Source organism: Bombella dulcis (assembly GCF_026385505.1).
In the GTDB taxonomy this organism is placed as follows: domain Bacteria; phylum Pseudomonadota; class Alphaproteobacteria; order Acetobacterales; family Acetobacteraceae; genus Bombella; species Bombella dulcis.
Map to the genome: position 1 here is coordinate 137,717 of NZ_JANIDV010000003.1, position 22,409 is coordinate 160,125.

Annotated in this window: 22 protein-coding genes; 10 read left to right on the plus strand and 12 right to left on the minus strand. The window is 60.2% G+C overall.

Annotated features, from left to right (window positions below; all coding sequences use genetic code 11):
• The first annotated feature begins 16 nt into the window (after positions 1 to 16).
• Positions 17 to 577, plus strand: a complete 561-nt coding sequence (rfbC, locus tag NQF87_RS05855) for a dTDP-4-dehydrorhamnose 3,5-epimerase (protein WP_266127485.1) — start codon at positions 17 to 19, stop codon at positions 575 to 577.
• Between the two features lie 30 nt (positions 578 to 607).
• Entirely contained in the window at positions 608 to 1,498 is an 891-nt protein-coding gene (gene rfbD, locus NQF87_RS05860; protein ID WP_266127486.1) for a dTDP-4-dehydrorhamnose reductase, read from the plus strand.
• Between the two features lie 81 nt (positions 1,499 to 1,579).
• On the opposite strand, the gene NQF87_RS05865 is transcribed toward rfbD, so the two are convergent.
• The 6 genes from NQF87_RS05865 to pqqA all read right to left on the minus strand — a co-directional run bounded on the left by NQF87_RS05865 (position 1,580) and on the right by pqqA (position 6,017).
• The gene (locus NQF87_RS05865; RefSeq protein ID WP_266127487.1) at positions 1,580 to 2,377 is read right to left on the minus strand and encodes a polyprenol monophosphomannose synthase; all 798 of its coding nucleotides are present in this window, start codon (positions 2,375 to 2,377) and stop codon (positions 1,580 to 1,582) included.
• A gap of 169 nt (positions 2,378 to 2,546) precedes the next feature.
• The gene (gene pqqE, locus NQF87_RS05870) at positions 2,547 to 3,617 is read right to left on the minus strand and encodes a pyrroloquinoline quinone biosynthesis protein PqqE (RefSeq protein WP_266127597.1); all 1,071 of its coding nucleotides are present in this window, start codon (positions 3,615 to 3,617) and stop codon (positions 2,547 to 2,549) included.
• A gap of 53 nt (positions 3,618 to 3,670) precedes the next feature.
• Positions 3,671 to 3,967, minus strand: coding sequence for a pyrroloquinoline quinone biosynthesis peptide chaperone PqqD (gene pqqD, locus NQF87_RS05875; RefSeq protein ID WP_266127488.1), 297 nt, complete (start codon positions 3,965 to 3,967; stop codon positions 3,671 to 3,673).
• A 27-nt stretch (positions 3,968 to 3,994) separates the two neighbouring features.
• Positions 3,995 to 4,726 carry a pyrroloquinoline-quinone synthase PqqC gene (gene pqqC, locus NQF87_RS05880; protein WP_407652017.1) on the minus strand — a complete coding sequence of 244 codons (732 nt, stop codon included), beginning with the start codon at positions 4,724 to 4,726 and terminating at the stop codon, positions 3,995 to 3,997.
• Complete coding sequence (gene pqqB, locus NQF87_RS05885) at positions 4,723 to 5,643, minus strand: pyrroloquinoline quinone biosynthesis protein PqqB (protein WP_266127489.1); 921 nt, start codon at positions 5,641 to 5,643, stop codon at positions 4,723 to 4,725. The genes pqqC and pqqB overlap by 4 nt, the downstream gene beginning before the upstream one ends.
• Before the next feature lie 185 nt (positions 5,644 to 5,828).
• Complete coding sequence (gene pqqA / locus NQF87_RS08785; RefSeq protein WP_323670716.1) at positions 5,829 to 6,017, minus strand: pyrroloquinoline quinone precursor peptide PqqA; 189 nt, start codon at positions 6,015 to 6,017, stop codon at positions 5,829 to 5,831.
• Positions 6,018 to 6,165: 148 nt separating this feature from the next.
• On the opposite strand from pqqA, the gene gmk reads away from it, so the two are divergent.
• Genes gmk through hisD form a run of 3 tightly spaced genes read left to right on the plus strand, consistent with a single transcriptional unit; the run spans position 6,166 to position 8,823 of the window.
• Entirely contained in the window at positions 6,166 to 6,801 is a 636-nt protein-coding gene (gene gmk / locus NQF87_RS05895; RefSeq protein WP_266127490.1) for a guanylate kinase, read from the plus strand.
• Between the two features lie 37 nt (positions 6,802 to 6,838).
• On the plus strand, positions 6,839 to 7,531 hold the full coding sequence (gene hisG, locus NQF87_RS05900; RefSeq protein WP_266127491.1) for an ATP phosphoribosyltransferase: 693 nt from the start codon (positions 6,839 to 6,841) through the stop codon (positions 7,529 to 7,531).
• Complete coding sequence (hisD, locus tag NQF87_RS05905; protein ID WP_266127492.1) at positions 7,531 to 8,823, plus strand: histidinol dehydrogenase; 1,293 nt, start codon at positions 7,531 to 7,533, stop codon at positions 8,821 to 8,823. The genes hisG and hisD overlap by 1 nt, the downstream gene beginning before the upstream one ends.
• Before the next feature lie 65 nt (positions 8,824 to 8,888).
• Here the strand turns inward: hisD and NQF87_RS05910 are convergent, their stop codons facing one another.
• Positions 8,889 to 9,668 (minus strand): alpha/beta fold hydrolase, encoded by a 780-nt coding sequence (locus NQF87_RS05910; protein WP_266127493.1) that lies wholly within the window; start codon positions 9,666 to 9,668, stop codon positions 8,889 to 8,891.
• Between the two features lie 256 nt (positions 9,669 to 9,924).
• Here NQF87_RS05910 and NQF87_RS05915 point away from each other — a divergent pair, with 256 nt between their 5' ends.
• The 4 genes from NQF87_RS05915 (at position 9,925) to NQF87_RS05930 (ending at position 13,559) form a co-directional block, all read left to right on the plus strand.
• Positions 9,925 to 11,214, plus strand: coding sequence for an O-acetylhomoserine aminocarboxypropyltransferase/cysteine synthase family protein (locus NQF87_RS05915; RefSeq protein ID WP_266127494.1), 1,290 nt, complete (start codon positions 9,925 to 9,927; stop codon positions 11,212 to 11,214).
• 101 nt (positions 11,215 to 11,315) lie between these two features.
• A complete protein-coding gene (locus tag NQF87_RS05920; protein ID WP_266127495.1) occupies positions 11,316 to 11,783 on the plus strand; it encodes a RidA family protein in 468 nt (155 codons plus the stop codon).
• Positions 11,784 to 11,966: 183 nt separating this feature from the next.
• On the plus strand, positions 11,967 to 12,215 hold the full coding sequence (locus NQF87_RS05925) for a DUF3297 family protein (RefSeq protein ID WP_266127496.1): 249 nt from the start codon (positions 11,967 to 11,969) through the stop codon (positions 12,213 to 12,215).
• Between the two features lie 54 nt (positions 12,216 to 12,269).
• Positions 12,270 to 13,559: an Nramp family divalent metal transporter gene (locus NQF87_RS05930; protein WP_266127599.1), complete on the plus strand. Its 1,290-nt coding sequence runs from the start codon at positions 12,270 to 12,272 to the stop codon at positions 13,557 to 13,559.
• A gap of 5 nt (positions 13,560 to 13,564) precedes the next feature.
• On the opposite strand, the gene NQF87_RS05935 is transcribed toward NQF87_RS05930, so the two are convergent.
• From NQF87_RS05935 to NQF87_RS05945, 3 genes are all read right to left on the minus strand, one after another.
• The gene (locus NQF87_RS05935) at positions 13,565 to 14,059 is read right to left on the minus strand and encodes a flavin reductase (protein WP_266127497.1); all 495 of its coding nucleotides are present in this window, start codon (positions 14,057 to 14,059) and stop codon (positions 13,565 to 13,567) included.
• 160 nt (positions 14,060 to 14,219) lie between these two features.
• The gene (locus NQF87_RS05940) at positions 14,220 to 15,953 is read right to left on the minus strand and encodes an alginate export family protein (RefSeq protein WP_266127498.1); all 1,734 of its coding nucleotides are present in this window, start codon (positions 15,951 to 15,953) and stop codon (positions 14,220 to 14,222) included.
• Between the two features lie 425 nt (positions 15,954 to 16,378).
• Positions 16,379 to 18,973 (minus strand): MMPL family transporter, encoded by a 2,595-nt coding sequence (locus NQF87_RS05945; RefSeq protein ID WP_266127499.1) that lies wholly within the window; start codon positions 18,971 to 18,973, stop codon positions 16,379 to 16,381.
• A 318-nt stretch (positions 18,974 to 19,291) separates the two neighbouring features.
• On the opposite strand from NQF87_RS05945, the gene NQF87_RS05950 reads away from it, so the two are divergent.
• Positions 19,292 to 19,903: an IMPACT family protein gene (locus NQF87_RS05950; protein ID WP_266127500.1), complete on the plus strand. Its 612-nt coding sequence runs from the start codon at positions 19,292 to 19,294 to the stop codon at positions 19,901 to 19,903.
• A 25-nt stretch (positions 19,904 to 19,928) separates the two neighbouring features.
• On the opposite strand, the gene NQF87_RS05955 is transcribed toward NQF87_RS05950, so the two are convergent.
• Positions 19,929 to 20,921, minus strand: a complete 993-nt coding sequence (locus NQF87_RS05955; RefSeq protein WP_266127501.1) for an MIP/aquaporin family protein — start codon at positions 20,919 to 20,921, stop codon at positions 19,929 to 19,931.
• Positions 20,922 to 21,002: 81 nt separating this feature from the next.
• Positions 21,003 to 22,409 (minus strand): DNA repair protein RadA, encoded by a 1,407-nt coding sequence (gene radA, locus NQF87_RS05960; RefSeq protein ID WP_266127502.1) that lies wholly within the window; start codon positions 22,407 to 22,409, stop codon positions 21,003 to 21,005.

Sequence of the window (22,409 nt, forward strand, 5' to 3'; positions counted from 1 at the left end):
GGGAGGAGATGACGAGATGAAGGTTGAGGCACTGTCCCTGCCCGGTATCGTGAAGGTGACACCGGCCCGTTTTGGGGATAATCGCGGGTTCTTCTCTGAGACCTATAATCAGAAAAACATGGCTGAGGCCGGGATTCCTGACCTGTTCGTGCAGGATAACCAGAGCCTGTCCCGTCAGAAGGGGGTCGTGCGTGGCCTGCACTGTCAGCTTGCACCGCACGGGCAGGGTAAACTCGTCCGTGTGACCCGTGGGGCCATCTGGGATGTGGCCGTGGATGCCCGGACCGGCTCACCCACCTATGGTCAGTGGGTCGGGGTGGAGCTGTCTGCCGAAAACTGGTCCCAGCTCTGGCTGCCGGTAGGCTTCCTGCATGGTTTTGTCACGCTGGAGGAGAATACCGAGGTGCAGTACAAATGTACCGGACTGTATGACAAGGCCTCCGAACGTTCCGTACGCTGGGACTGTGAGCAGCTGGGCATTGAGTGGCCCGTCACACGGGAGGATGCTGTTCTCTCGGAGAAAGACCTTCAGGCACCGTCTTTTGATGCCGCACAGGGGTGGTTCGAGTATAAATAACGTCCCTTCTGGAACGAAAGAACGCAGAGCATGACAAAAGCTTTCATTCTCGTGATCGGCCGGACTGGCCAGCTCGCATCATCCCTGAAGGAGCTGGGTGGTGACCGTGTCGTGACGGTGGGGCGGCCGGAGGCAGACCTTCAGGTCCCCGAGACGCTGACAGCAGTCATTGAGGCGCACCAGCCTGAGGTTATCGTCAATGCAGCGGCGTGGACGGCTGTTGATCTTGCCGAAACGGAGCAGGAGGCCGCAAAGCAGGGCAACCACACGGGGCCAGCCCATCTGGCAGCAGAGGCCGCCCGTCGGCATGTTCCGTTCATTCATGTTTCCACGGATTATGTGTTTGATGGCCGGAAAGGGTCGCCCTATCTGGAGAGTGATCCGATCAGCCCGGTCACGGCTTATGGGCGCACCAAGGCTGAAGGGGAGGCGGCCGTCCTGAAGGCACAGCCCCAGAGCATCATCCTGCGGACGGCATGGGTCTATTCGGCTCATGGCAAAAATTTCGTCAGGACGATGCTGAATGCCGGGGCGAAAAATCCCCGCCTGCGTGTCGTCGGGGACCAGCGGGGAAATCCGACATCATCGGATGATCTGGCCGCCGTGGTTCTGGGGATTATCGACAGGATCAGGGCCACAGGGTGGCAGGATTCCTATGCGGGCATTTTCCATGCCACAGGCAGTGGTGAGGCGACATGGCATGAGCTGGCCTGCCATGCTCTGGAGCAGGCCGCCCGGCATGGTCAGGCCATGCCAGAGGTAGAAGCCATCATGACGGCAGACTGGCCGACCCCGGCGGCCCGTCCGGCGGATTCCCGGCTGGATAATGGGAAGCTGGAGCGTGTTTTCGGGCAGAAAATGCCGGACTGGCGGGACAGCGTGGCACGGACGGTTGACCAGCTGATGAAGGCCAACGCCTGAGTCCTGGCATGTATCATGAAAAAAAAGGCCGCTTCCGGTGGGAGGCGGCCTTTTTTCATGATGGGTGAATCGGCCAGAATATCAGGCTGGGTTTTTGCAGCAGAGCAATTTTTTTGTCGTCCAGAGCAGTAGCACTCCGATGAAGGCAGCGATCGTATAGGCCGGGACGGGACGACGGTGAAAGCTGTGCTTTGCCAGCATCCGGGCAAAAGCCAGTATGACACCGGAATCCAGCTTGCTTTCGCCATGTGCCCGGTCTCGGAAGGCCATAGGGACTTCACGCACCCGCAGCCGCTCAGGGAGAGCGATCATGATGTCGAGCAGAATCTTGAAACCTGTTCCATCCAGAAAAGGAACACGTTCAAGAAAGGCGGAGCGTCTGATGACGAAAAAGCCGCTCATCGGGTCTGTCAGGGGCACATCAAGCAGATAGCGTGCTCCCCAGATGCCGCTGCTGGAGAGAAAACGCCGCCAGCCATTGGAAAGACCCTCATTGCTGCCTCCGGCGACATGGCGGCTTGCAACGACAACATCCGCCTGATTGGACTGCAGGAGAGTGGCCATTTCCGGCAGGCAGCGTTCATCATGCTGGAGGTCACCATCCATGACGGCAATCAGGGGAGCGGTGGCGTTGAGTGCTCCTTCTATGACCGCCGAAGACAGGCCCCGCCGCCCGATGCGGAGCAGCCCTTTCACGTGAGGCTTTGTCTGTGCCAGTTTCCGGACCGCATCCATCGTTCCGTCCGGGGAATTGTCATCCACGAACACGACTTCCCAGCTGAAACCGCTCAGGGTTTTTTCCAAAGCGTCCACAACGGGGGCGACATTTCCAACTTCATTGTAACAGGGGATGATGATGCTGATGTCAGGAGGGGGCATATAAGATTCCACTAGCGAGGGGACTTGTAATGATAGGTGGGATGGCAGGTGAGCGCAAGATAATGGTTCCGCTCATGTAAAGGCCTTGCTGCTGACCAGTAATTGTCTTATCTGTTACTGCTTGATGGATGATGAGCCCGTTTTTTCAATGATGGAAATGAGGCTGTCTTCAGGCCGGGCGATGCCCCATGCGACGGTAGATGAATGTCTGGTCCTGCGTCTGTTCTGCTTCGGCAATGGCGTCATCAATCAGATGACGGTGGGGGGAGAGGGAGCAGACGGGGTCTGTCTGTGTGGCGTCCCCCAGAAGGGCCAGTGCCTGGCAGCGGCACCCGCCCCAGTCGATTTCCTTGCGGGCGCAGGAGGCGCAGGGTTCCGGCATCCAGTCCGTTCCCCGGAAGAGGGTGAAGGCCCGTGAATGGTACCAGATGTGACTGAGTGCATGATCCCGGACATTGTCGAATGTCAGGGACGGGATCGTTTCTGCGGCATGGCAGGGCAGGACATGGCCGGAGGGTGAGATGTTGAGGAAGCGTTGCCCCCAGCCGCCCATGCAGGGCTTGGGGCGTGCGGCATAATAATCCGGCGTGACGTAATCAATGGCCAGCCCGCCTTTTGCTTCTTCAGCAGCAACGTAGCGGGAGGCTTCTTCCAGCTGCGTGCGGGAGGGCAGCAGGGCCGCCCGGTTCTTCAGTGCCCAGCCATAATATTGCGTATGGGCCATCTCGACACGCTGGGCATCAAGCTGGCGTGCCAGAGTGAACATGGCGGGAATGCGGGAAATATTGGCCTTCTGAAGGACGAAATTCAGTGTCAGGGGGATTCCGGCCTGCGTGATGAGGCGGGCGGCTTCCAGCTTGCGGGGCTGGACCTGTGGAAAATCGCTCAGCCGGTCCGCTTCCGGCCCGTCCGTGTCCTGAAAGGAGAGCTGCACATGGTCCAGCCCGCTTTCATCCAGACGTTTCATGGTCTGGGGGGTGATGAGGACGCCGGAGGTAATCAGGTTGGTATAGAGATTCAGCTTATGGGCATGAGCGATGAGGGTGTAGAGGTCCGGTCGGGCCATCGGTTCTCCACCGGAGAAATGGACCTGTAAGACGCCCATTTCGGCGGCTTCTTCCAGCACGCGCAGCCAGTCTTCCGTACCGAGTTCCTGTGCCTTGCGTTCCAGCTCCACAGGGTTGGAGCAGTAGGGGCAGGAGAGCGGGCAGCGGTGGGTCAGTTCGGCCAGAAGGCTCATGGGAGCCGGTGTATGTCCTGCTCCGTCTGTCCTGCCGTCATGCGGGGTTTCACTCACGACCGGAGAATCCTTTTTTCCGTCAGGTCGGAGAGCAGGGTGAGAACGTCCGTGGCAATCTGCTCTCTGGGAGCCTCATAGCGTTCAGCCAGCCGGTCAATGACTGTGCCGATGCGGGTTTTCCCGTCCAGTTCCTGAAGGATGGCAACGGCGATGGGGTCTGCCAGCAGGGCACGTTCAGGAGCCTGAATCACCCACTGTTCCCGCACCCGATCATGCTGGAGGCGGTAACCCCGGTTGAAACCGGGGCAGTCATCTTCATTCAGCACGGGCGGCGGCGTGTGGGAGGACATGAGAACCTTGCTGGCAGGAGAGAGGAATCAGGGTGTTTCAGGGACGAAGGCACCGGGTGGAATGTTGCCTTCTACATAGGCATGATCCAGAGCATCAAGAAGCTGCCAGAGGATGGCGCATTTGAACTCCAGCGCACCGAGCACTTCCTGCTGCTGCTCCGGCGTGCGGGCATGTGTCTTGACGTAGTTCAGTGCAAAGCTGGAGTCCTGCGGAGCCTGTGTCAGGCGGGGTTTGAAGTAGGCCAGCGTATCTTCAGAGATATAGGGATAGTTGCGGAGCATCCCCTCCATGCGTTCTCCGATGATGGTCGGGGAGAAGAGTTCCGTCAGGGAAGAGGCGATGGCCGCCAGAATGGAGCGGTCCCGTACGAAGGCCACATAGGCATCTACGGCGAACAGTGTGGCAGGCAGAAGGCCCTTCAGGCTCGTCACATACGCATCATCAAGGCCCAGCCCACCGGTCAGCTTCAGCCAGCGGGCAATGCCGCCAGGACTGTCCGCCGTGCCGTCATGGTCCTCAATGCGGCGTCGCCATTCCCGGCGCAGCTCGGTCGTGGGCAGGCGGGCCAGCAGGGTGGCATCTTTCCTGGGAATCTGGGCCTGATAGTAATAGCGGTTCAGTGCCCAGGCCTGTAACTGGCCTTTGGTCAGTCTGCCTTCATACATGGCCTTATGGAGCGGATGCTGGCGGTGATAGCGTTCCGCTCCGATGGCACGGAGGCGGGCTTCCAGTTCGTCAGGAGAGAGAAGGGTACTCATGATGACACCTCATCAGGTTGAATTCTCATGCCATCCTCGCCGATGACCCAGCCCGCCTGCTCGGCTGCCTGCCGCTGGGGACTGTCTTCCAGAAGGATGGGGTTGGAATTGTTGATATGGACGAAGAATTTCTTCGGCCTCGTGCAGGCGGCAAACTGTCTGAGAGGGCCATCATTTTCATTGATAGACACATGCCCCATGCGGTGTCCGCTCTTGGGGCTGAGGCCCGTACGGATCATCTCGTCGTCCTGCCAGAGTGTCCCGTCAAAGAAGAGCAGGTCGGCCCTGCTGGCACGATCTTTCAGGGCTTGTGTGATCTCGGCGCAGCCGGGGACGAACAGCATGGTTTTCTGGCCATCAGAGATGGAGAGGCCGAGCGTATCATCAGCGTTCGTTCCTTCCGCTTCGGCATAGAGCGGGGCCTTGCCGGGCACCGTGAAAGCCTCAAGGGTCAGGCCTGATGGTGTGCCATCCTTGAGAAGAAGCGGCACGGGCGTCCCTTCCGTGATGGCGATACGGGGGATGATGGTGCGGTCCAGAGCTTCGAAAATAGGGTTCCGGTCCAGCTGTGCCAGTGTGGAGGGGCTGCCCATCAGGGTGAAAGGCTCCCGTTCCCGCATGGTCAGAAGCCCGGTGATGGCATCAATCTCCGCCCCGGCAAGGATGACACCCTGGATTGGCGTGCCACGGGCTGCACCTGTCTGATGCAGGGCCGGAGTGGCCAGAATCTGCTGACGGAGGTCAGGCGAGGCATTGAGGAGGAACCAGTGTGTTCCATCGCCGCTGACAGCAAGGGAGGCCTGTGTGCGGGGGCTGGCCTTTCTGCCCTCTCTGGCCAGAAGGCAGCCCGGTGCGGCGGAGTTCCATTGAGGGAAGCCGCCGCCAGCCCCGGCCCCCAGAATAATGACATTAAGCACGACAGAGACCGCCTTTCGCCAGTGTTGCAGCGGTGACATTCACCCTGCGGCTGGCCGTGTCCGTGTTACGCACCTGCAAAGCTGTAAAAAGCGGGCCTGTCCCGCAAGATCAGTCAGGCGCGGAAACAGGGAGGGCATGGCAGGGCTGCCAGAACCTCCCTGTTATGCGTATGTCTGCGTGAAGATTACTTCTTCTCGCCGCAGACATAGGAGTTGATTTCGCCGCCCAGAGGGATCTCGGTTACTTTCGGTGTGTTCCATGCCATGATGGTACTCCTTTTTCTGGTCAATGCAGGCCTGCCCGTCAGGGAAAAGAGCCTGCCAGGGCAGGATAGGGCAGAATTTGCAGGAAATGCCAGAAGAAACGTGAGCATCCGTTAAGGTGTCGCTGCATTCCGGCCATGCGTCATCTGATGCATGTGGTGATTGCTGGTAAAGGGAGCGTTTTTCTGGCAGGAGCAGGGCAGAAAGATGTGAAATGCCGCCTGTGGCGGCAGAACAGAGCGGCAGATGAGGAAAAACATGGGTGAGCAGTCACGGCGGGGCGTGTGTCTGGTAATCTCGGCACCATCAGGGGCAGGAAAATCCACCATTGCGCAGGCTCTTCGCAAGGCGGACCCGACCATTTTCACGTCCGTATCGGTCACGACCCGCAGCCCCCGGCCCGGTGAGGAAGAGGGCGTGCATTATTATTTCCGTGATCTGGAGACGTTCCGCCGCATGGCCGCAGAGGGTGAGCTGCTGGAATGGGCGGAGGTGTTCGGCCGGGGCTACGGGACACCCCGTGCGCCGCTGGAGGAGGCTCTGGCCGCCGGGCGTGACGTGATTCTGGACATTGACTGGCAGGGCTGCCGCCTGATGCGCAAGGCGATGCCGGAGGATGTCGTGGCCCTGTTCGTTCTGCCGCCGTCCCTTGAAGAGCTGGAGTCCCGTCTCCGGGGGCGCAATTCGGACAGTGATGAAGAGATTGCCTCCCGCATGAAGGCGGCCATGGGCGAGATTTCTCACTGGCCGGAGTTTGATTATGTCCTGATCAATGATGATCTGGATGAAGCTGTTGAAGAAGCCCGGTCCGTCCTGACGGCCAGCCGCCTGGCCCGTGCCCGCCGGAAGGATGTGGACGCTCTCTGGCCAGTAGCGGGTCAGGAGCGGCTCTGATAAGCTGGACCCGTATGTTGCAAGCAGGAGCTTAACCATGACTGATATGCAGGCAAAGACGCCGCTTATTCTGGCCCTTCCCAAGGGGCGGATTCTCAAGGCCCTCCGTCCTGTCCTGCATCATACGGGGTTTGAGCCGGCGCAGGACTGTCTGGATGAGAGCAGCCGCCGCCTCCGTTTCCCGACTTCCAGTCCGGGGCTGGATGTCGTGCGGGTACGCTCTTTCGATGTGGCGACGTTTGTGGCCTATGGCGGGGCTGACATTGGCGTCTGTGGTGCGGACGTGCTGCTGGAGTTCGACTATCCTGACCTGTATGCCCCGCTGGACCTCGGAATTGGCGGGTGTCGCATTGCTGTGGCCCGCCCGAAGGGCAGTGGTGATGGTGAGCCGCCGGAGGGGCGGTCCCGCCTGCGGGTGGCGACCAAATACCCGGCCATTGCCCGCCGCCATTTTGCTTCACGGGCCATCAATGCCGAGATCGTGCATCTTCATGGGGCGATGGAACTGGCTCCGGCACTGGATATGGCCGATGTGATCGTGGACCTTGTGGATACAGGCTCCACCCTGCGGGCCAACGGGCTGGAAGAAGTGGAAACGATTGCCCATGTCACCAGTCGCCTGATCGTGAACCGTATTGCCCTGAAAACCCGTCCCGAGGAAGTGGGCAGCCTGATTGAGCGGTTCCGCTCTGCGGTTGCCCAGTCTGTCCAGAAAGGGGAGTCCGTCTGATGAAACGCCTGAACACGACATCACCGCAGTTTGCTGCCGAACTGAAGGCTGTTCTGGCCCGCAGGGGAGAGCAGAGCGGTTCCGTTGCCGAGCCGGTGCGGGCCATTCTGGCCGATGTGCAGAAGCGGGGTGATGAGGCCCTCTGTGATTACACGGAACGGTTTGACCGGCTGAAGCTCTCCCCCGCTCAGCTGCGCATCAGCGAGGCGGAGATCAGGGAAACGGCGGACCGTGTTGCCCCGGAGACAAAAGAGGCTCTGGCTCTGGCAGCAAAGCGTATCCGGGCCTTTCACGAGGCGCAGCTTCCCGGGGACCTGGACTATACGGATGAAGCCGGTCTGCGGCTGGGAATGCGCTGGACGGCACTGGATGCTGCTGGTCTGTATGTGCCCGGTGGCAAGGCGGCCTATCCGTCTTCCGTGCTGATGAATGCCCTTCCGGCTCATGTGGCGGGGGTAAAGCGTCTGGCCATGTGTGTGCCGACGCCGGATGGTGTGCTGAATCCGCTTGTCATGGAGGCTGCCCGCCTCTGTGGCGTGACGGAGATTTACCGTATCGGCGGGGCGCAGGCTGTGGGTGCCCTTGCCTATGGGACGCCGACCATCGCCCCGGTGGATCGTATCGTGGGGCCGGGGAATGCCTTTGTGGCGGAGGCCAAGCGGCAGGTGTTCGGCCATGTGGGGATCGACAGCATCGCCGGGCCATCTGAAGTCGTGGTGGTGGCTGACGGGACCAATGATCCCCGCCTTGTGGCGATTGATCTGCTGGCACAGGCGGAACATGACGAGCAGGCCCAGTCCGTTCTCATCACGCAGGATGAGGCCTTTGCTGAAAAGGTCATTGCAGCGGTTGAGGAAGAGCTGAAGACACTGCCCCGTGCAAAGATTGCCCGTAAAAGCTGGGATGACTGTGGTGCGGTCGTGATTGTCCGCTCCGAGGATGAAGCCGCCGAGGTGGTGAATGAATTTGCCCCGGAGCATCTGGAAGTACTGCTGGATGATCCCCGTGCTTTCAGTCTGAAGGTCCGCCATGCGGGTGCGATCTTTATGGGGCGTTTCTGTCCGGAGGCTGTCGGGGATTATGTGGGTGGCCCCAACCATGTCCTGCCGACCAGCCGCACGGCCCGGTTTGCGTCCGGTCTGTCCGTCTATGACTTCCTGAAGCGGACAACCTCCATCGAGACGGACATGGAGGGGCTGAAGAAGGTTGGTCCTGCCGGTGTGATCCTTGCCCATGAGGAAGGGCTGGATGCTCACGCCATGAGTCTGTCGGAACGTCTGAAGAAAGCCTGACCAGTCAGAAAAAAAGGGCCGCTCCAAAGAGCGGCCCTTTTCCGTCAGGAGCTGATGAAGCTGTTTCAGCTGCGCAGGAAGAAGTCCAGCATCATGGCATTGAAGCTCGGGGCGTCTTCAACATGAACCCAATGGCCGGTATTGGGGATGGTCTTGATCTCTGCCCTGGGGAAGTACCCCTGGATGACCTCATGATGATGCGGCTTGATGTAGGGTGAATTCCCGCCACGGACGAACAGGGCCGGGCCGTCCCATGTCTTGCCCTCGAAGGCATCAGGCCATTCCTGAATCACGGGGAAGCTGGCGACAATGTCCGTCACGCCGATGTTCCACTGGGCCGGGTCACCAGGAGTGATGTGCTGGGCAATCAGTTCCCCCACGGCGGGGTCTTCCGTCAGGTCATGCAGGAACTTGCGGATTTCTGCATGGCTTTTCAGGGTGGGCAGGGGGGTATGGTAGAGCTGCTGGGCCAGATCATGCTGGCCATGAATCATCGTGTCCGGGGCGATGTCTGCCACCAGAAGCTTCTTGATCCGGTCCGGGGCGGTCAGCGTGGTGGCCATCGCCGTCTTGCCGCCCATGGAGTGCCCTACGATGTAGGCTTCCCTGATCCCCAGAGCGTCCATGCTTTCCAGTACGTCCCTGGCCATTTCCGGGTAGGAGATGGGGGCGTGGGGACTGTCCCCGTGGCAGCGGAGGTCGAAGGCCACCGTATTGAAATGGGGGCTGAGTGCCCTCTGGAGAATCCCTAGATTACGTGCCCGTCCGAAGACGCCATGAAGCATGACAACTGTCGGTGCGTCATCCACACCGGTCTCATTGCGGACAAGGGAAGCAAGCTGCATGGACTGTAACCCTTCTAACGGACTGGAATGATAAGAAGAGCCGCCGCTTATAAAGTCATTCTGGATAAAATCAATCCTATATTCCCTATGAGAGCGATTACAACAGATTCATTTCTGGACAGAAACAGTGCTGCGGGATCGGCCGTTTTCACGGGGTCGGGGGTGTTGTGCTGGCATGGCATGATGTGTCTAGATGGAAGAACCGGTTCCCTCCTGCTGGTGGAGCGGATGAAACAGGACATGTGAGGAGGCCAGAATGGCACGCAGAACACGGCACCCTGAAACACTGGCCCTCCATGCGGGCTGGCGGGCGGACCCGGTGACGGGATCGGTCGTGCCACCCATTCATCAGACGACGTCTTACCAGTTTGAAACCGGTCAGCAGGCCGCCGCCCGTTTTGCCCTGAAAGAGGTGGGCATGATCTATTCCCGCCTGACAAATCCGACTGTTGACGTGCTCGAGAAACGCATGGCGGCTCTGGAGGGCGGAGCGGCTGCCGTGGCGGTGGCGTCGGGTCAGGCGGCTGCGGCCATGGCCGTGCAGACACTGGCAGAGGCGGGCGACAATATTGTCAGCGGAACGGACCTGTATGGCGGGACATGGAACCTGTTTGCCCATACATTAAAGAACATGGGCATAGAGGTGCGTTTTGTTGACCCCTCCGATCCGTCCGCTTTTGAGGCGGCCAGTGATGAGAGGACACGGGCCTGGTATCTGGAGACTCTGCCCAATCCCAAGCTGGTTGTTGCGCCGATGGCAGCCATTGCCAAAGCAGGGCGCACACTGGGGATTCCGCTGATTGTTGATAACACGGCAGCCCCTCTTCTGGCCCGTCCTCTGGAGCAGGGGGCGGCCATTACGATCTACTCTGCCACAAAATATATTGGTGGCCACGGGACATCCATTGGCGGGCTGATCATTGACGGTGGGCAGTTTGAGTGGGCAGGGCGGCATCCACTCCTGACCCGGCCGGACCCCAGCTATCACGGGGCTGTCTGGACGGAAGCGGCCCGCCCTCTGGGGCCGGTGGCCTATGCGCTGCGGGCCAGGGCCGTGCTGCTGCGGGATGGTGGGGCCGCCCTGTCGCCTTTCAATGCGTTCCAGCTGATTCAAGGTGTGGAGACGCTTCCGTTGCGGATGCCCCGTCACTGTGAGAATGCGCTGAAAGTGGCACAGTTCCTGGTGGAGCGTAGCGATGTGGAGCGTGTGATCTATCCGGCCTTGCAGGAATGTGAGGCCCGCCGACGGGCTGAAGCCGTCCTGCAGGGTGGTTTCGGAGGGCTGGTCGGGTTCGAGCTGCCCGGTGGCCGTGAGGCAGGTCAGCGTTTCATTGATGCGCTGGAGCTGTTCTATCATGTGGCGAATATCGGGGATGCCCGCAGTCTGGCCATTCATCCGGCTTCCACCACACATGCCCAGCTGAGTGAGGCGGAACAGAAGGCGGCTGGCGTGTCACCGGGCTATGTCCGTCTGTCCATCGGGCTGGAACATCCGGACGACATTCTGGATGATCTGGCACAGGCACTGGACCGGGCGGCTGGATGAAGGCGTGTTTCTTGCCTGTTCCCCTTGGCAAGGCCGTCGTTACGGCGCAGTCTGGCGGCCGGTTCATTCAATGAAGTGATGAGACAGAAAGGAAAATTGTCATGTCCACGCCAGAAAACCGCCTTGCTGCACTGAACATCGAGCTGCCCGTGGCAGCGGCCCCGGTTGCCAATTATCTGCCGGTCGTGCGGACGGGGAACCTGCTGGTCGTGTCCGGACAGCTCCCGCTGGTGGATGGCAAGCTGCTGATTACCGGCAAGCTGGGGGCCGAGGTCTCCAATCAGGCCGGAACTGCCTGTGCCAGGGCCTGCTTCATCAACATTCTGGCCCAGCTGAATACGGCTCTGGGGGGTGACCTTTCCCGTGTGCGCCGTGTGGTGCGCCTTGGTGGCTTCATGGCCTGCACACCGGATTTCACCGATCATGCGGCCGTGATGAACGGGGCGTCCGATCTGGCCGCAGCGGTTTTTGTGGGCGAGGTCGGGCAGCATGCCCGTTCGACCGTTGGTGTGCCCAGCCTGCCGCTGAATGCGCCGGTCGAGGTTGAAGCGATGTTCGAGGTTGCCTGATTTTCCGGTTTCCGGGAGAGGCGGGCCGTTCATTCCCACAGGGCGTGAACGGCCCGTTTTTCATGCGGAGGCCGCATCATATTGGGGGGTTCTTTTTGGCGGGTTGCCTGTTATGGAGGGAGGATGCCGCCGGAACCATTACAGGGGCGGTCTGACCCTAATCTCAAAAGGATGGATTAACGGATGAGTGATACAATTCCTGATCGTCTCTCGATCTACCCGGACAGCCCGCACTTCAATGAAGAGATACTGAGCCGTGGTATTGGTGTGCGCTTCAAGGGTGAAGAGAAGACCAATGTCGAGGAATACTGCATCAGTGAAGGCTGGATCCGTGTTGCTGTCGGCCGGACGCTGGACCGGCGTGGCCGCCCGATGACCCTGAAGCTGAAAGGCCCGGTTGAGGTCTGGTTCAAGGATGACGCTGCATCCTGATCCTTGCGGGCAGGAATGACGGGAGAGGGTAAAGCTGTGAAAGAGGCGGATGCCATGCCTTTGGGGGATGCCGGCCACGGTGCCGTTTCGGTGCCGGAGCGGGCGAGCTTCTGGTTCCGCCGCTTTCTGGCTTTCGTGGGGCCGGGCTACATGGTGGCCGTGGGCTACATGGACCCCGGCAACTGGGCGACGGACCTCCAGGGCGGTGCCCAGTTCGGCTATCGGCTGCTCTCGGTCATCCTGCTGGCCAATATCATGGCCGTCCTGTTGCAGGCCCTGGCCGCCCGTCTGGGGATCGTCACCGGGAAGGACTTGGCACAGGCCTGCCGGGACTGGCTGCCACGGGGGCTGAGCCTGCCCCTCTGGCTGACCTGTGAACTGGCCATCATTGCCTGTGATCTGGCGGAGGTCATCGGGACGGCGGTGGCGTTGAATCTGCTCTTCGGCATCTCCATCATGGCCGGGACGTTGATTTCCGTGCTGGACGTGTTCATCGTCCTGCTGCTCATGCGGCGGGGGATGCGGGCACTGGAGGCCTTCGTCATTACCCTGCTGGGGATCATTGCTGTCTGTTTCGGTGTGCAGCTCGTTGCTGCGGCCCCGCCTGTCGGAGCGGTGCTGAAGGGGTTTGTCCCGTCATCAACGGTCTTCACCAGCCCGGCCATGCTTTATGTGGCCATCGGCATCATCGGGGCGACCGTCATGCCCCACAATCTCTATCTGCATTCTTCTCTGGTCAAGAGCCGGACCTATCCCCGCACGGATGAAGGGCGGAAGGATGCGTTGCGCTGGGCCACATGGGACAGCACCCTGGCCCTGACGCTTGCCCTGTTCATCAATGCCGCCATCCTGATCGTGGCGGCAGCGGCCTTTCACGGCACGGGCCATCAGGATGTGGCGGAGATCAGCGATGCGTGGAAGCTCCTGTCCCCCGTGCTGGGTTTCGGGCTGGCATCCACGTTATTTGCCGTGGCCCTGCTGGCGGCGGGTACCAATTCTACCGTGACGGGAACGCTGGCGGGGCAGATCGTCATGGAGGGTTTCCTGCACCTTCATCTGCCTTACTGGGCACGGCGGCTTCTGACCCGTGGTCTGGCCGTTCTGCCGGTCATTGTCGTGATTGCCATTTTCGGGCAGAGCAAGGTGGGGGACCTGCTGGTGTTTAGTCAGGTCGTGCTGTCCATGCAGCTTCCCTTTGCCATGATTCCGTTGGTCTGGTTCGTGTGCAGCCGGAAGCACATGGGGCGTTTCCGCCTGTCTCCCGTGCTGGCCGTACTGTCATGGCTGGTTGTTCTGATGATCGTTGCCCTGAACATCAAACTGCTGGGTGATGCCCTGTTCTGACAGGGTCAGCAGGGGGTGCATTTCGGAGGCAGATAATGGAAGGAACGGTCGAACCATGTCAGGCCGTGACCGGCTGCATCATTGACCGTGATGCTGTGGACACGGCAGATCAGGACATCATGAGTACCGATGCTGTGCGTGTTTTCTATCGTGCAGTCGAGCGTGGCAAGGGCGTCATCCAGAAGAGGTGAGCCAAGCGGCCCCGCCTGCCATGTTCCGAAGACGAAACGTTCTTCAGGGGAAAGGGCACTGTTGGCAAAAGCGAAGGCAAGTTCGTCATGCCCTCTGCCCAGAATGCTGATGCCAAGCCGTCCATTCTTTAGAAATACCTTGTGTGATTGATTGCTGCGATTCAGGCAGATCAGCACGGTAGGTGGTGCATCCGTCACGCTGGTGATGGCGGAGACGGTTAGCCCCTGACACCCTGCCGGTCCATCCGTCGTGACTAGAACGACAGGGGAGCCAAGGCGGCTCATGGCATTGAGAAAGACAGCCTGCATGGCGGGGACCTTCTGGAGTGATTAAATAGGACTAATGGCGGACTGATAATGGACTCATTGGGGCAGGGATGCAAATGTCATTACTGAGAAGTCAGAAAACAAACCGCTCCTGCGTGGCATCACGGCAGGAGCGGAAGGAGGCAGACGGCTGTTCCGGCTGTCAGTAGGTCAATGTTAGGGATGACTGGTAGTAGGTTGCATCACGGGCACCAACCTGATGCATGGCATGGGAGGTGAGGAAGCGGACGACATGGTGGTCCCATGTCAGATGTGGGCCAAGGCGCAGGCTGGCGGACATCTGCGGGGCAATGCCGACAAAGGAGTTATGGTTGTAGGAATTGAACATGCCGGAGGTGAACTGCCGAGCGAAGATGTTGCGGCCATAGATGGAGTAGGTGTCATCTCCTGTGCTGTAACGCCAGTAGATGGGGAGCTTCAGCTGGAAAGTTAGGTAGTTCGTGGGGGTGAAGCTGGCCTTGGGAGCGAAGTCGATCAGGTTCTGGCCCGTCAGGTAGTTGGTCGGGTCTAGATAGTTCGTGTTCACGCCGAAAGGTTCAATGTAGGTGTTCACACTGCCGGTCGTTCCACGGGCACCACCGCCTGAATAGGCGTCACCCTGGATGCCGATGGTCGGATGCCACATGACGTGACGGAAGTGATAGTCCACCGTACCGTTCATAGACCACGCATTCACGTTGCGGGTCATTTTGTCATAATGGTTGGCCCTGTTGTAGGACTGGTAGAATGTCCCCTGCTGGTAGGCTCCGCCAAGGGAGAAGCTGATCGGACCAGCCTCGCCATGCCACCGCAGGCCGAAATTGTTGCGTTTGGTATGGCCGAGAGCCGAGGCGTTATACATCACGGTCTGCTGAGCAGGTCCGCCATTGATTTCATACCCGTAATAGAACAGGTTGATAAAGGAATAGCCCTTCTCGCCGAGGAAGTGGAAATCCGGCGGAGCGATGGTGACATTGGCCCCGTACAGCCGGGTCTTGTAATCTAGCGTGTCGTGGAAGAGGGAATTGCCCCCACGGAAGCTGTCCGTGTGGTTGTTCTTGGTGTTGATGAAGTAGAAGCCGTCAAAACGGACCCGGTTCCAGTGTTCATAGATGCGGAAACCATCCCAGCTGAGCGGGACGTTCAGCACGTCACGGTTGCCGATCATGTAATCCGGTGCATCAAGGAACTGCTGGCGACCGAAGATGAAGCCACCATGCCCCCCGGCCGCATTGCCGCTGAGTTCCACAAAGGCCTGCTGCAGGTCCAGATTCTTGCGGAACGTGCCGTCATAGCTGTATCCACGCCAGCCGCCTGCATCCGCATTGATGAGCTGGCCGAAGAAGCGCACGTGCTGGCCGAAATGCAGGTCCGCACTCCAGAGGTTGCGGACGGCGAAACGACCTGAATTGAAGGGGCGAGCCTTCATGGAGGTTGTGGGGTCGATGGCCGCACCGAAGACGGGCCGTCTGTCATACCAGTTGTTGAGGCGGGTTTCCCCGGCGAGGCTGAGCCAGATGGAACCGCTGTCATTCAGCTTCATGTGCTTGTAGGAGTCGAACGGGTCGTCCCTGTCGCAGATGCCTGTACCGGGGACGCTGATGCTGTCCATTCCGGCGGGTGTTCCATACTGAGAGATCGGACCGAAGCCTGTTTCGCTTCCATCACCCCGTGCCCAGACTCCGTAAGGGTTGGGAGCTGCCTTGCCATCATTTACGGGGCAGCCACCGGGGGCCGTATGCATGATGCGGTCCAGAATGCTGCGCTGCTGGGCCGTATTAAGTGTGGAGACCGTCCCGGTTGCTGTGTCTGCATGGGCGGTGGAAAGAGAGACACCAAGGCCCGTTGCAAGAAGGGTGGTACACAGGATGGTCCGGGAGAAGATGGAGTGTTTCATGGTCTTCTTTCACAGCTCGTTTGTGAAGTGGTGAGCCGAGAAGACGGGAAAAAATGGGCCTCAACATTGATTTAAGGCAAGAATATGCAAAAGATACTTATAAAATAAACTTTTTATTATGATATAAAAAACCTATCACCAGGTAAAATCAGGCATTTTCATGAGGCGATTTTCATGGAAAATTATGATTATAATTCAGATGGTTATGAAATTTTCTTCGAAGGGAAACCCGGAAGAAAAACAGGGTCCGGGGTAAGTTTCTGCTACAGAATCTTTTATAGGAATTCCCTTTTTCTGTGATTTTCATATCGGAAGCACTTGACTTCCATCACGGAAGGGTGAAGCCGCAGGAACCTGTCTCACCTTCCATACCCTGAAAGTTAAGGTGGACATGATTCCTGTGGCACCGGGTCTGTCTTGGAGGGTCAGGCGTCATCCCCTTTCCTGCCAGGCAGGAGAGCGGGGATGAAGAGCAGGGAGCAGATCAGCGTACAGCCGAGGGAGAGCAGCAGCAGCCGCCCCATGCTGGCCGTGCCCGGATGGGCCGAGGCCGCCAGTGAACCGAAGGCCGAACCTGTTGTCAGGGCGGAGAACAGCACGGCTCTGGCTGTGGGGGAGGAAAGCTGGTCCTTCAGGCCCGCCCGCCAGTTCATGACGAAATAGATGTTGAAGGAGACGCCAACCCCCAGCAGCAGCGGCAGGGCGATGATGTTGGCGTAATTGAGCTGCTCTGGCACCGTGATGATCAGGATGACCGTCAGCAGGGAAGAAAGCAGCAGGGGCAGCAGGACGAGGAGCGTATCCAGCAGGCGGCGCAGCGTGACGAGAAGGATCAGTGCAATGGCCACGATGGCACAGAGAGCTGCCGTGATGAAGGCATGTGTAATGGTCTCGGCACTGGCGATGATTTCCATCGCAGGGCCGCAGATATCCGGTGTCACGCTTTTCAGCTCACGGACGAAATGGTGGAGTGTCCTGTTTTCAGACATCCGCCCCTTGGGGTGGATGATGAGGCGGTAGGCCCCGTTGGAGGGAGAAATATAGTCGCTGCGGATATCGGCAGGGATGTTCTCCAGGGTGATGGGGGCGGTTGGTGACAGGAGTGTCTTCAGTTGGGTCAGTTCACTGGGCAGATAACGTGTCAGGGCCTCATTTGTGGCCAGCAGGGTGCCGTTCGGTGCGGAGGAAAGACGTGTCAGCGCGTCATGAAGTGCTCTGAGGGCCGGGGTGAGCCGGTCATCCAGCCCGTCAAATTCGTGGGCCGCCTTGAGGGCGGAGGCCCGGAGGTCCGCTGCCGAGGGAGCTGGAGCCGGATGGGCGACGGACAGGGTGGGCAGCAGGATGTCAGCCGCATCCTGAATCATCTGGAGTTTTGTCGGCTGGTCTTCCGGCACGAGAGCACCAAGCCAGAGGACATCATGGACACTGTCCAGTTTGCTGAAAGCGGCCGCCAGACGGCTGGCCGTTGCCGTGTCCGGGACAAGAACCTGGGCATTGTAGGGTGTGGTAAGCGGGTTCTCCTCAAGGAGTTGCAGGGCCTTCATGCCCTCCGTATTGGGGTTCTTGGTGTGGAGAGGGTCTGCATCAAACAGGAGTGATGGTGTCAGACAGGCCCCGATGATGCCCAGTACGGCGAAAATGGCCAGCACGGGCAGGCGGAAGCGGCGCAGGGCACGGTCCACGGGGGCGAGAATGGCAAAGCCCCGGAGGCTGTCGCCCGGTGTGGCCCGGAAGAGGCGCAGCAGGGCTGGCAGCAGGGTCAGCGTACAGATGAAGGCAATCAGCATCCCGCCACCGGCGATCAGCCCCAGCTGTGCCACGCCCACGAAGTTGGTGGGGGTGAAGGCAAGGAAGCCCGCTGCCGTGGCCAGGGACGCAACGAATATCTGGCTGCCACTTTCCGTGCCCGTGCGGTCCAGTGCAGCGAGGGGTGAGAGCGGTGCGCCTGCCTCATCTTTCTGGCAGCGGAAGCGCACACCGAACTGGATGGCGAAATCCACGGCAATGCCGACGAAGAGAATGGCAAAGGCCACGGAAATCATGTTGAGGGTGCCGACGGCCAGCGTGGCGAAACCGGTTGTCAGCAGCAGCCCGATGACGAGCGTGAGCAGGATGGGGATGACCACACGCAGTGAGCGGGCTGCGAGCAGGAGCCAGAGCGTGACGAGGGCAAAGGAAATGAACAGCCCGATGATCATGCCCTGGGCGACGGTGGAGAATTCCTCATCACTGAGTTTGGCTTCTCCCGTGATGAGTGTGTGGACACGGCCCGCCTTGACGGTGGGCAGGCTGTTCAGGGCCGTCCGCATGGCCGTCGTGGCGGCCTCTGAGGGTTCGAATGATGTGAAGTCAGGTTTTGGGTGGGTGACGACGAACTGGTAATGTCCCCCCATGTCGCTCAGCCCGCCGGCCAGCAGTTTCTCCCATGAAAGGGGTGTGGCATGGCCTGCAAGACCGTCATTCAGGGTCCTGGTCAGGCCATCAAGGGCGGTGTTGAAGCTGGCAGGGATGGGCTGGCTGCTGCGTATGGCCTTGGCCATGAGGCCGAATGTGCCGAACAGCCCGCGGGCGGAAGGGTCAGCAGCCAGAGTGCCCAGGAAGGGCTGGGCGGAAATCGTGGAATCCAGCAGGGGTTCAAGCTGTTTCGTGTCAACGAAGAGGAAGGCGTTGCGGGTATAGAAGGGGTTTGCGTCCGGCTGGTCCACCCTGTCGAAATGGGCCGTGTCTTTCGAGAGGATGGCCGTGAGGGCATTGGCGGTCTCACGGCCCTCTTCCGGCGTGGCCGCACTGATGATGGCCACAAGAGTGTTTTTCTCGCCGGGGAAGAGGCTTTCTATCTGACGGTTTTTCTGTTTCCACGGCAGCGTGTCGGCAAAGAGCCTGTCCGTTTCTGTCGTGATGCCCAGGCGGGTCAGGCTGAGCCATGTGGCTCCTGTACAGAGCAGGACGAAAATAGCCAGGACAAGGGCGACATGGCGTCCGCAGAAAGCGTTGAGGCGGCTTGTCAGAGTGGAAAGCATGGAAAAATCTGTCCCCTTTGTGACCCTCAGGGTCTGCACACATATGGAGGGGCCGGGGCCAGATGGCGGCGTCCCAGCCGGACCGGAACACCCCCGGTTCATCCGTCAGGATGAGGCTGGCGGGGGCATGATGATGGTGTTTCTGGCTGTCCGGGCCGGGGACACGATCCCGGGGACCGCCACACATTCAGGGATTAGTAGCCTGACGGATGGCTTTTTTCTATCCCCCGCATGAAAGAAAGGCCCGTCAGGCCGGAGGGGGATTTCCTGTAGTTTCACGGGGCTTTCTGGCTGACAGGGGCCTCATTCTGCGGCAGAATGGAGGCCATGACCTGGACGTTGGACGGCATTGCCGAGCATGAGAGTATCATCCGCCACAGCGTGTTCCGCACTCTGGCGGCCCCGGTGGAAGATGAAGCTGGAGCGATGGCGTTTCTGGCAGAGGTGGCCGTACCGGATGCCACCCACAACTGCTGGGCCTTCCGTGTCGGGGGGCGGTATCGTGTCAGTGATGATGGTGAACCATCCGGCACGGCAGGCCGCCCGATCCTGTCGGCCATAGAAGGGCAGGATTTTGACGGGGTCATGGTGGTCGTCATCCGCTGGTTTGGTGGCATCAAGCTGGGGGCCGGTGGTCTCGTGCGGGCCTATGGCGGGGCGGCGGCGGCCTGCCTGCGTGAGGCGGCAAAGATCGAACGGGTGGAGCGGGTCCGTCTGGGCTTTCACTGTCCCTTTCCTGTCTATGCGGAAGTGGAAGCCAAGCTGCCCAGCTGGAATGTGGAAACCCGCCGCTGCGATTTCGGAGCGGAAGGGGCCATGATGGAGCTGGCTGTCCCCGTGCAGGAGCGCACGGCCGTGGAGACTTGGCTGCGGGACCTGACACGGGGGCAGGAACCTATCCGTGCGCTCGATGATGACGGGCAGGGCTGAAGGCGGGGTGCCTGCCGCTTTCTCATCAGGGTGTTTTCCTGTCCTGCTGTTTCAGCTCTTCGGGAGACGGCCCGGTGGCCTCCGGCGCAGTGTAGCGGGGCACCCGGCCATGATGGCCGAAATTGACGATGCGGGCCTCTTTCAGCCCGTGCAGGGAGAAGAGGAGGCGGGCCAGCTGGAGAGCCAGGGCAGAGCCGATGAAAGGCCCGACCAGATAGATCCACACACCGTGCAGGTTATGGGCCAGCGTATCGGGGGCCAGTGTCCGCATGAAGTTCGTGCTGTTGCCGGAGAAACCGGAGATCAGCGGGTTGGTGACGGCAAAATAGAAGGCACAGACCCATGTGGTCAGATGCTGCCATTTCGGGCGTGAGGCCGTGAAATAGATGATGAGGATCATGCCTGCCGTGGCGACAGCTTCCATCAGGGCATCAAAGCCGAGACTGTAGCTGTGGGAGGGGAAGGTTCCGGCATAATTGATCTGGCTGACCATGGGATGCCAGAAGGGCAGCAGGAGGCTGAGGCCCGCACTGGCGATGAGCGTACCGGCAAAGGCCCCGACAAGCTGGGCCAGGATGTATCCCAGCGCATCCAGCCAGCGGATTTTCTTCGTGAGGAAGAAGGCTAGGGTCACGGACGGATTGAGATGGGCGCCGCTGACTTTTCCGAACGGTGACAGGGTGGCGATGGTTCCCGCCAGCCCGAAGAACAGCCCGACCAGTATGGAGCGGAGGACGGGATGCGGGGCCAGCATGGCGGCTATGGGCGAGTCATGGGCGATCAGGATGGTGGTCACGCTGATGCCGATGGTCAGCATGATGGCCGTGGCGATGGCCTCGGTGCCATACAACTTCCAGTGGAAAGGATGGTCGGGATGAGGATGCCCGGCAAGGGGGCGGTCCACCAGTTCCTTATGGGAAAAGCGTATATGGGGCAGGCGGATATGAGGGAACCGCACATGCCGGGCCGTATACTGCTTCTTATGATCCGGCTTTGGCTGGGTGGGGGAATCAGTCATGAGGATCACCTTGCAGCATGAGGGGGAACCTCCCTCATGTTTCAGAAACGGTCACGGTCGGGTCAAGGGGAGGAGGTGAATTTAACCTTTGTCGGCGGGTGAGAAGCGGCGGACCAGATCGCTGAGATGCCCGGTCTCCACAATGGTGAGGGAGGGCGGAGCCTTGGGGCGGGCATTGGCCGTGCCGACATGGCGGGGGATGGCGGCCTGCCGAAAGCCCAGCTTGGCAATTTCTTTCAGCCTGATGCCTGTCTGGCTGACCTGCCGGATTTCGCCCGACAGGCCGATTTCTCCGAAATAGGCTTCATCCGGGGCCGTAGGCTGCCCCGTGGCCGCAGAGATCAGGGCGGCGGCTACGGCAAGGTCAGCCGCAGGCTCCGTGACTTTCAGGCCACCCGTGACATTGAGGTGAATGTCCATGCTGCCCAGTTTCAGGCCACAGCGTGCCTCCAGCACGGCAAGGACCATGCTCAGCCGGGAGCTGTCCCAGCCCAGTACGGCACGGCGGGCCGCGCCATCGCCACTCTTGGCGGAGAGCAGGACCTGCACTTCCAGCAATATGGGGCGTGTGCCTTCCAGTCCGGCAAAGACGGCGGAGCCGGCAATGTTGCCGTGCCGTTCGGCCAGAAACAGGGCGGACGGGTTGGGGACCTCCCGCAGGCCGGTATCCGTCATGGCGAAAACGCCGATTTCGTCCGTGGCACCGAAACGGTTCTTGGCGGCCCGGAGAATGCGGAACTGGTGGCCCCGGTCGCCTTCAAAATAGAGGACGGCATCGACCATATGTTCCAGTACACGGGGGCCGGCCAGGGCACCCTCTTTCGTGACATGCCCGATGAGGATGAGGACAAACCCCAGTGTCTTGGCCAGCCGGATGAGTTCGAAGGCACAGCTGCGGACCTGCGAGACGGAACCGGGTGCGCTGGCCACGCTTTCCAGCCACATGGTCTGGATGGAGTCGATGACCACGACCTGAAGGGTCCGTCTTTCCTCCAGTGTCGTGGCGATGTCATTGACGTTAATGGAGGCGGCCAGTTCAAGCTGGTCCAGAGCCTTGGGGTCCCTGTCCAGCTCCAGCCGCTGGGCACGCAGGCGGATCTGGTCGATGGCCTCTTCCCCGGAGACATAGAGGACATTATGGCCTGCTCTGGCGAGGGCGCAGGTCATCTGGAGCATGAGGGTGGACTTGCCGATGCCGGGGTCGCCGCCCACCAGAACCACCGAGCCGGGAACAAGCCCGCTGCCCAGAACCCGGTTCAGTTCCGCCATGTTCGTGTCCAGCCGGGCAGGAGGGGTGGCCCTGCCATCCAGCCGTGTGGTTTTCAGCTCGGCTCCCCTTTTCCCGGGAGCCGTCTTGCTGGGCGTGACAGTTCTGGTTTCTTCTTCCAGACTGTTCCATTCACCGCACTGCTCGCAGCGGCCCGTCCATTTGGGGTATTGCGCCTGACAGTTCTGGCAGACGAACAGGCTGGCCGGTTTCTTCGCCAT

Bases quoted from the DNA above. Each gene is read 5' to 3' on its own strand.
- rfbC (WP_266127485.1), top strand. From the start codon at position 17: ATGAAGGTTGAGGCACTGTCCCTGCCCGGTATCGTGAAGGTGACACCG.
- rfbD (WP_266127486.1), top strand. From the start codon at position 608: ATGACAAAAGCTTTCATTCTCGTGATCGGCCGGACTGGCCAGCTCGCA.
- NQF87_RS05865 (WP_266127487.1), bottom strand. From the start codon at position 2,377: ATGCCCCCTCCTGACATCAGCATCATCATCCCCTGTTACAATGAAGTT.
- pqqE (WP_266127597.1), bottom strand. From the start codon at position 3,617: ATGAGCCTTCTGGCCGAACTGACCCACCGCTGCCCGCTCTCCTGCCCC.
- pqqD (WP_266127488.1), bottom strand. From the start codon at position 3,967: ATGTCCTCCCACACGCCGCCGCCCGTGCTGAATGAAGATGACTGCCCC.
- pqqC (WP_407652017.1), bottom strand. From the start codon at position 4,726: ATGAGTACCCTTCTCTCTCCTGACGAACTGGAAGCCCGCCTCCGTGCC.
- pqqA (WP_323670716.1), bottom strand. From the start codon at position 6,017: ATGCTCACGTTTCTTCTGGCATTTCCTGCAAATTCTGCCCTATCCTGC.
- gmk (WP_266127490.1), top strand. From the start codon at position 6,166: ATGGGTGAGCAGTCACGGCGGGGCGTGTGTCTGGTAATCTCGGCACCA.
- hisG (WP_266127491.1), top strand. From the start codon at position 6,839: ATGACTGATATGCAGGCAAAGACGCCGCTTATTCTGGCCCTTCCCAAG.
- hisD (WP_266127492.1), top strand. From the start codon at position 7,531: ATGAAACGCCTGAACACGACATCACCGCAGTTTGCTGCCGAACTGAAG.
- NQF87_RS05910 (WP_266127493.1), bottom strand. From the start codon at position 9,668: ATGCAGCTTGCTTCCCTTGTCCGCAATGAGACCGGTGTGGATGACGCA.
- NQF87_RS05915 (WP_266127494.1), top strand. From the start codon at position 9,925: ATGGCACGCAGAACACGGCACCCTGAAACACTGGCCCTCCATGCGGGC.
- NQF87_RS05920 (WP_266127495.1), top strand. From the start codon at position 11,316: ATGTCCACGCCAGAAAACCGCCTTGCTGCACTGAACATCGAGCTGCCC.
- NQF87_RS05925 (WP_266127496.1), top strand. From the start codon at position 11,967: ATGAGTGATACAATTCCTGATCGTCTCTCGATCTACCCGGACAGCCCG.
- NQF87_RS05930 (WP_266127599.1), top strand. From the start codon at position 12,270: ATGCCTTTGGGGGATGCCGGCCACGGTGCCGTTTCGGTGCCGGAGCGG.
- NQF87_RS05935 (WP_266127497.1), bottom strand. From the start codon at position 14,059: ATGCAGGCTGTCTTTCTCAATGCCATGAGCCGCCTTGGCTCCCCTGTC.
- NQF87_RS05940 (WP_266127498.1), bottom strand. From the start codon at position 15,953: ATGAAACACTCCATCTTCTCCCGGACCATCCTGTGTACCACCCTTCTT.
- NQF87_RS05945 (WP_266127499.1), bottom strand. From the start codon at position 18,973: ATGCTTTCCACTCTGACAAGCCGCCTCAACGCTTTCTGCGGACGCCAT.
- NQF87_RS05950 (WP_266127500.1), top strand. From the start codon at position 19,292: ATGGAGGCCATGACCTGGACGTTGGACGGCATTGCCGAGCATGAGAGT.
- NQF87_RS05955 (WP_266127501.1), bottom strand. From the start codon at position 20,921: ATGACTGATTCCCCCACCCAGCCAAAGCCGGATCATAAGAAGCAGTAT.
- radA (WP_266127502.1), bottom strand. From the start codon at position 22,409: ATGGCGAAGAAACCGGCCAGCCTGTTCGTCTGCCAGAACTGTCAGGCG.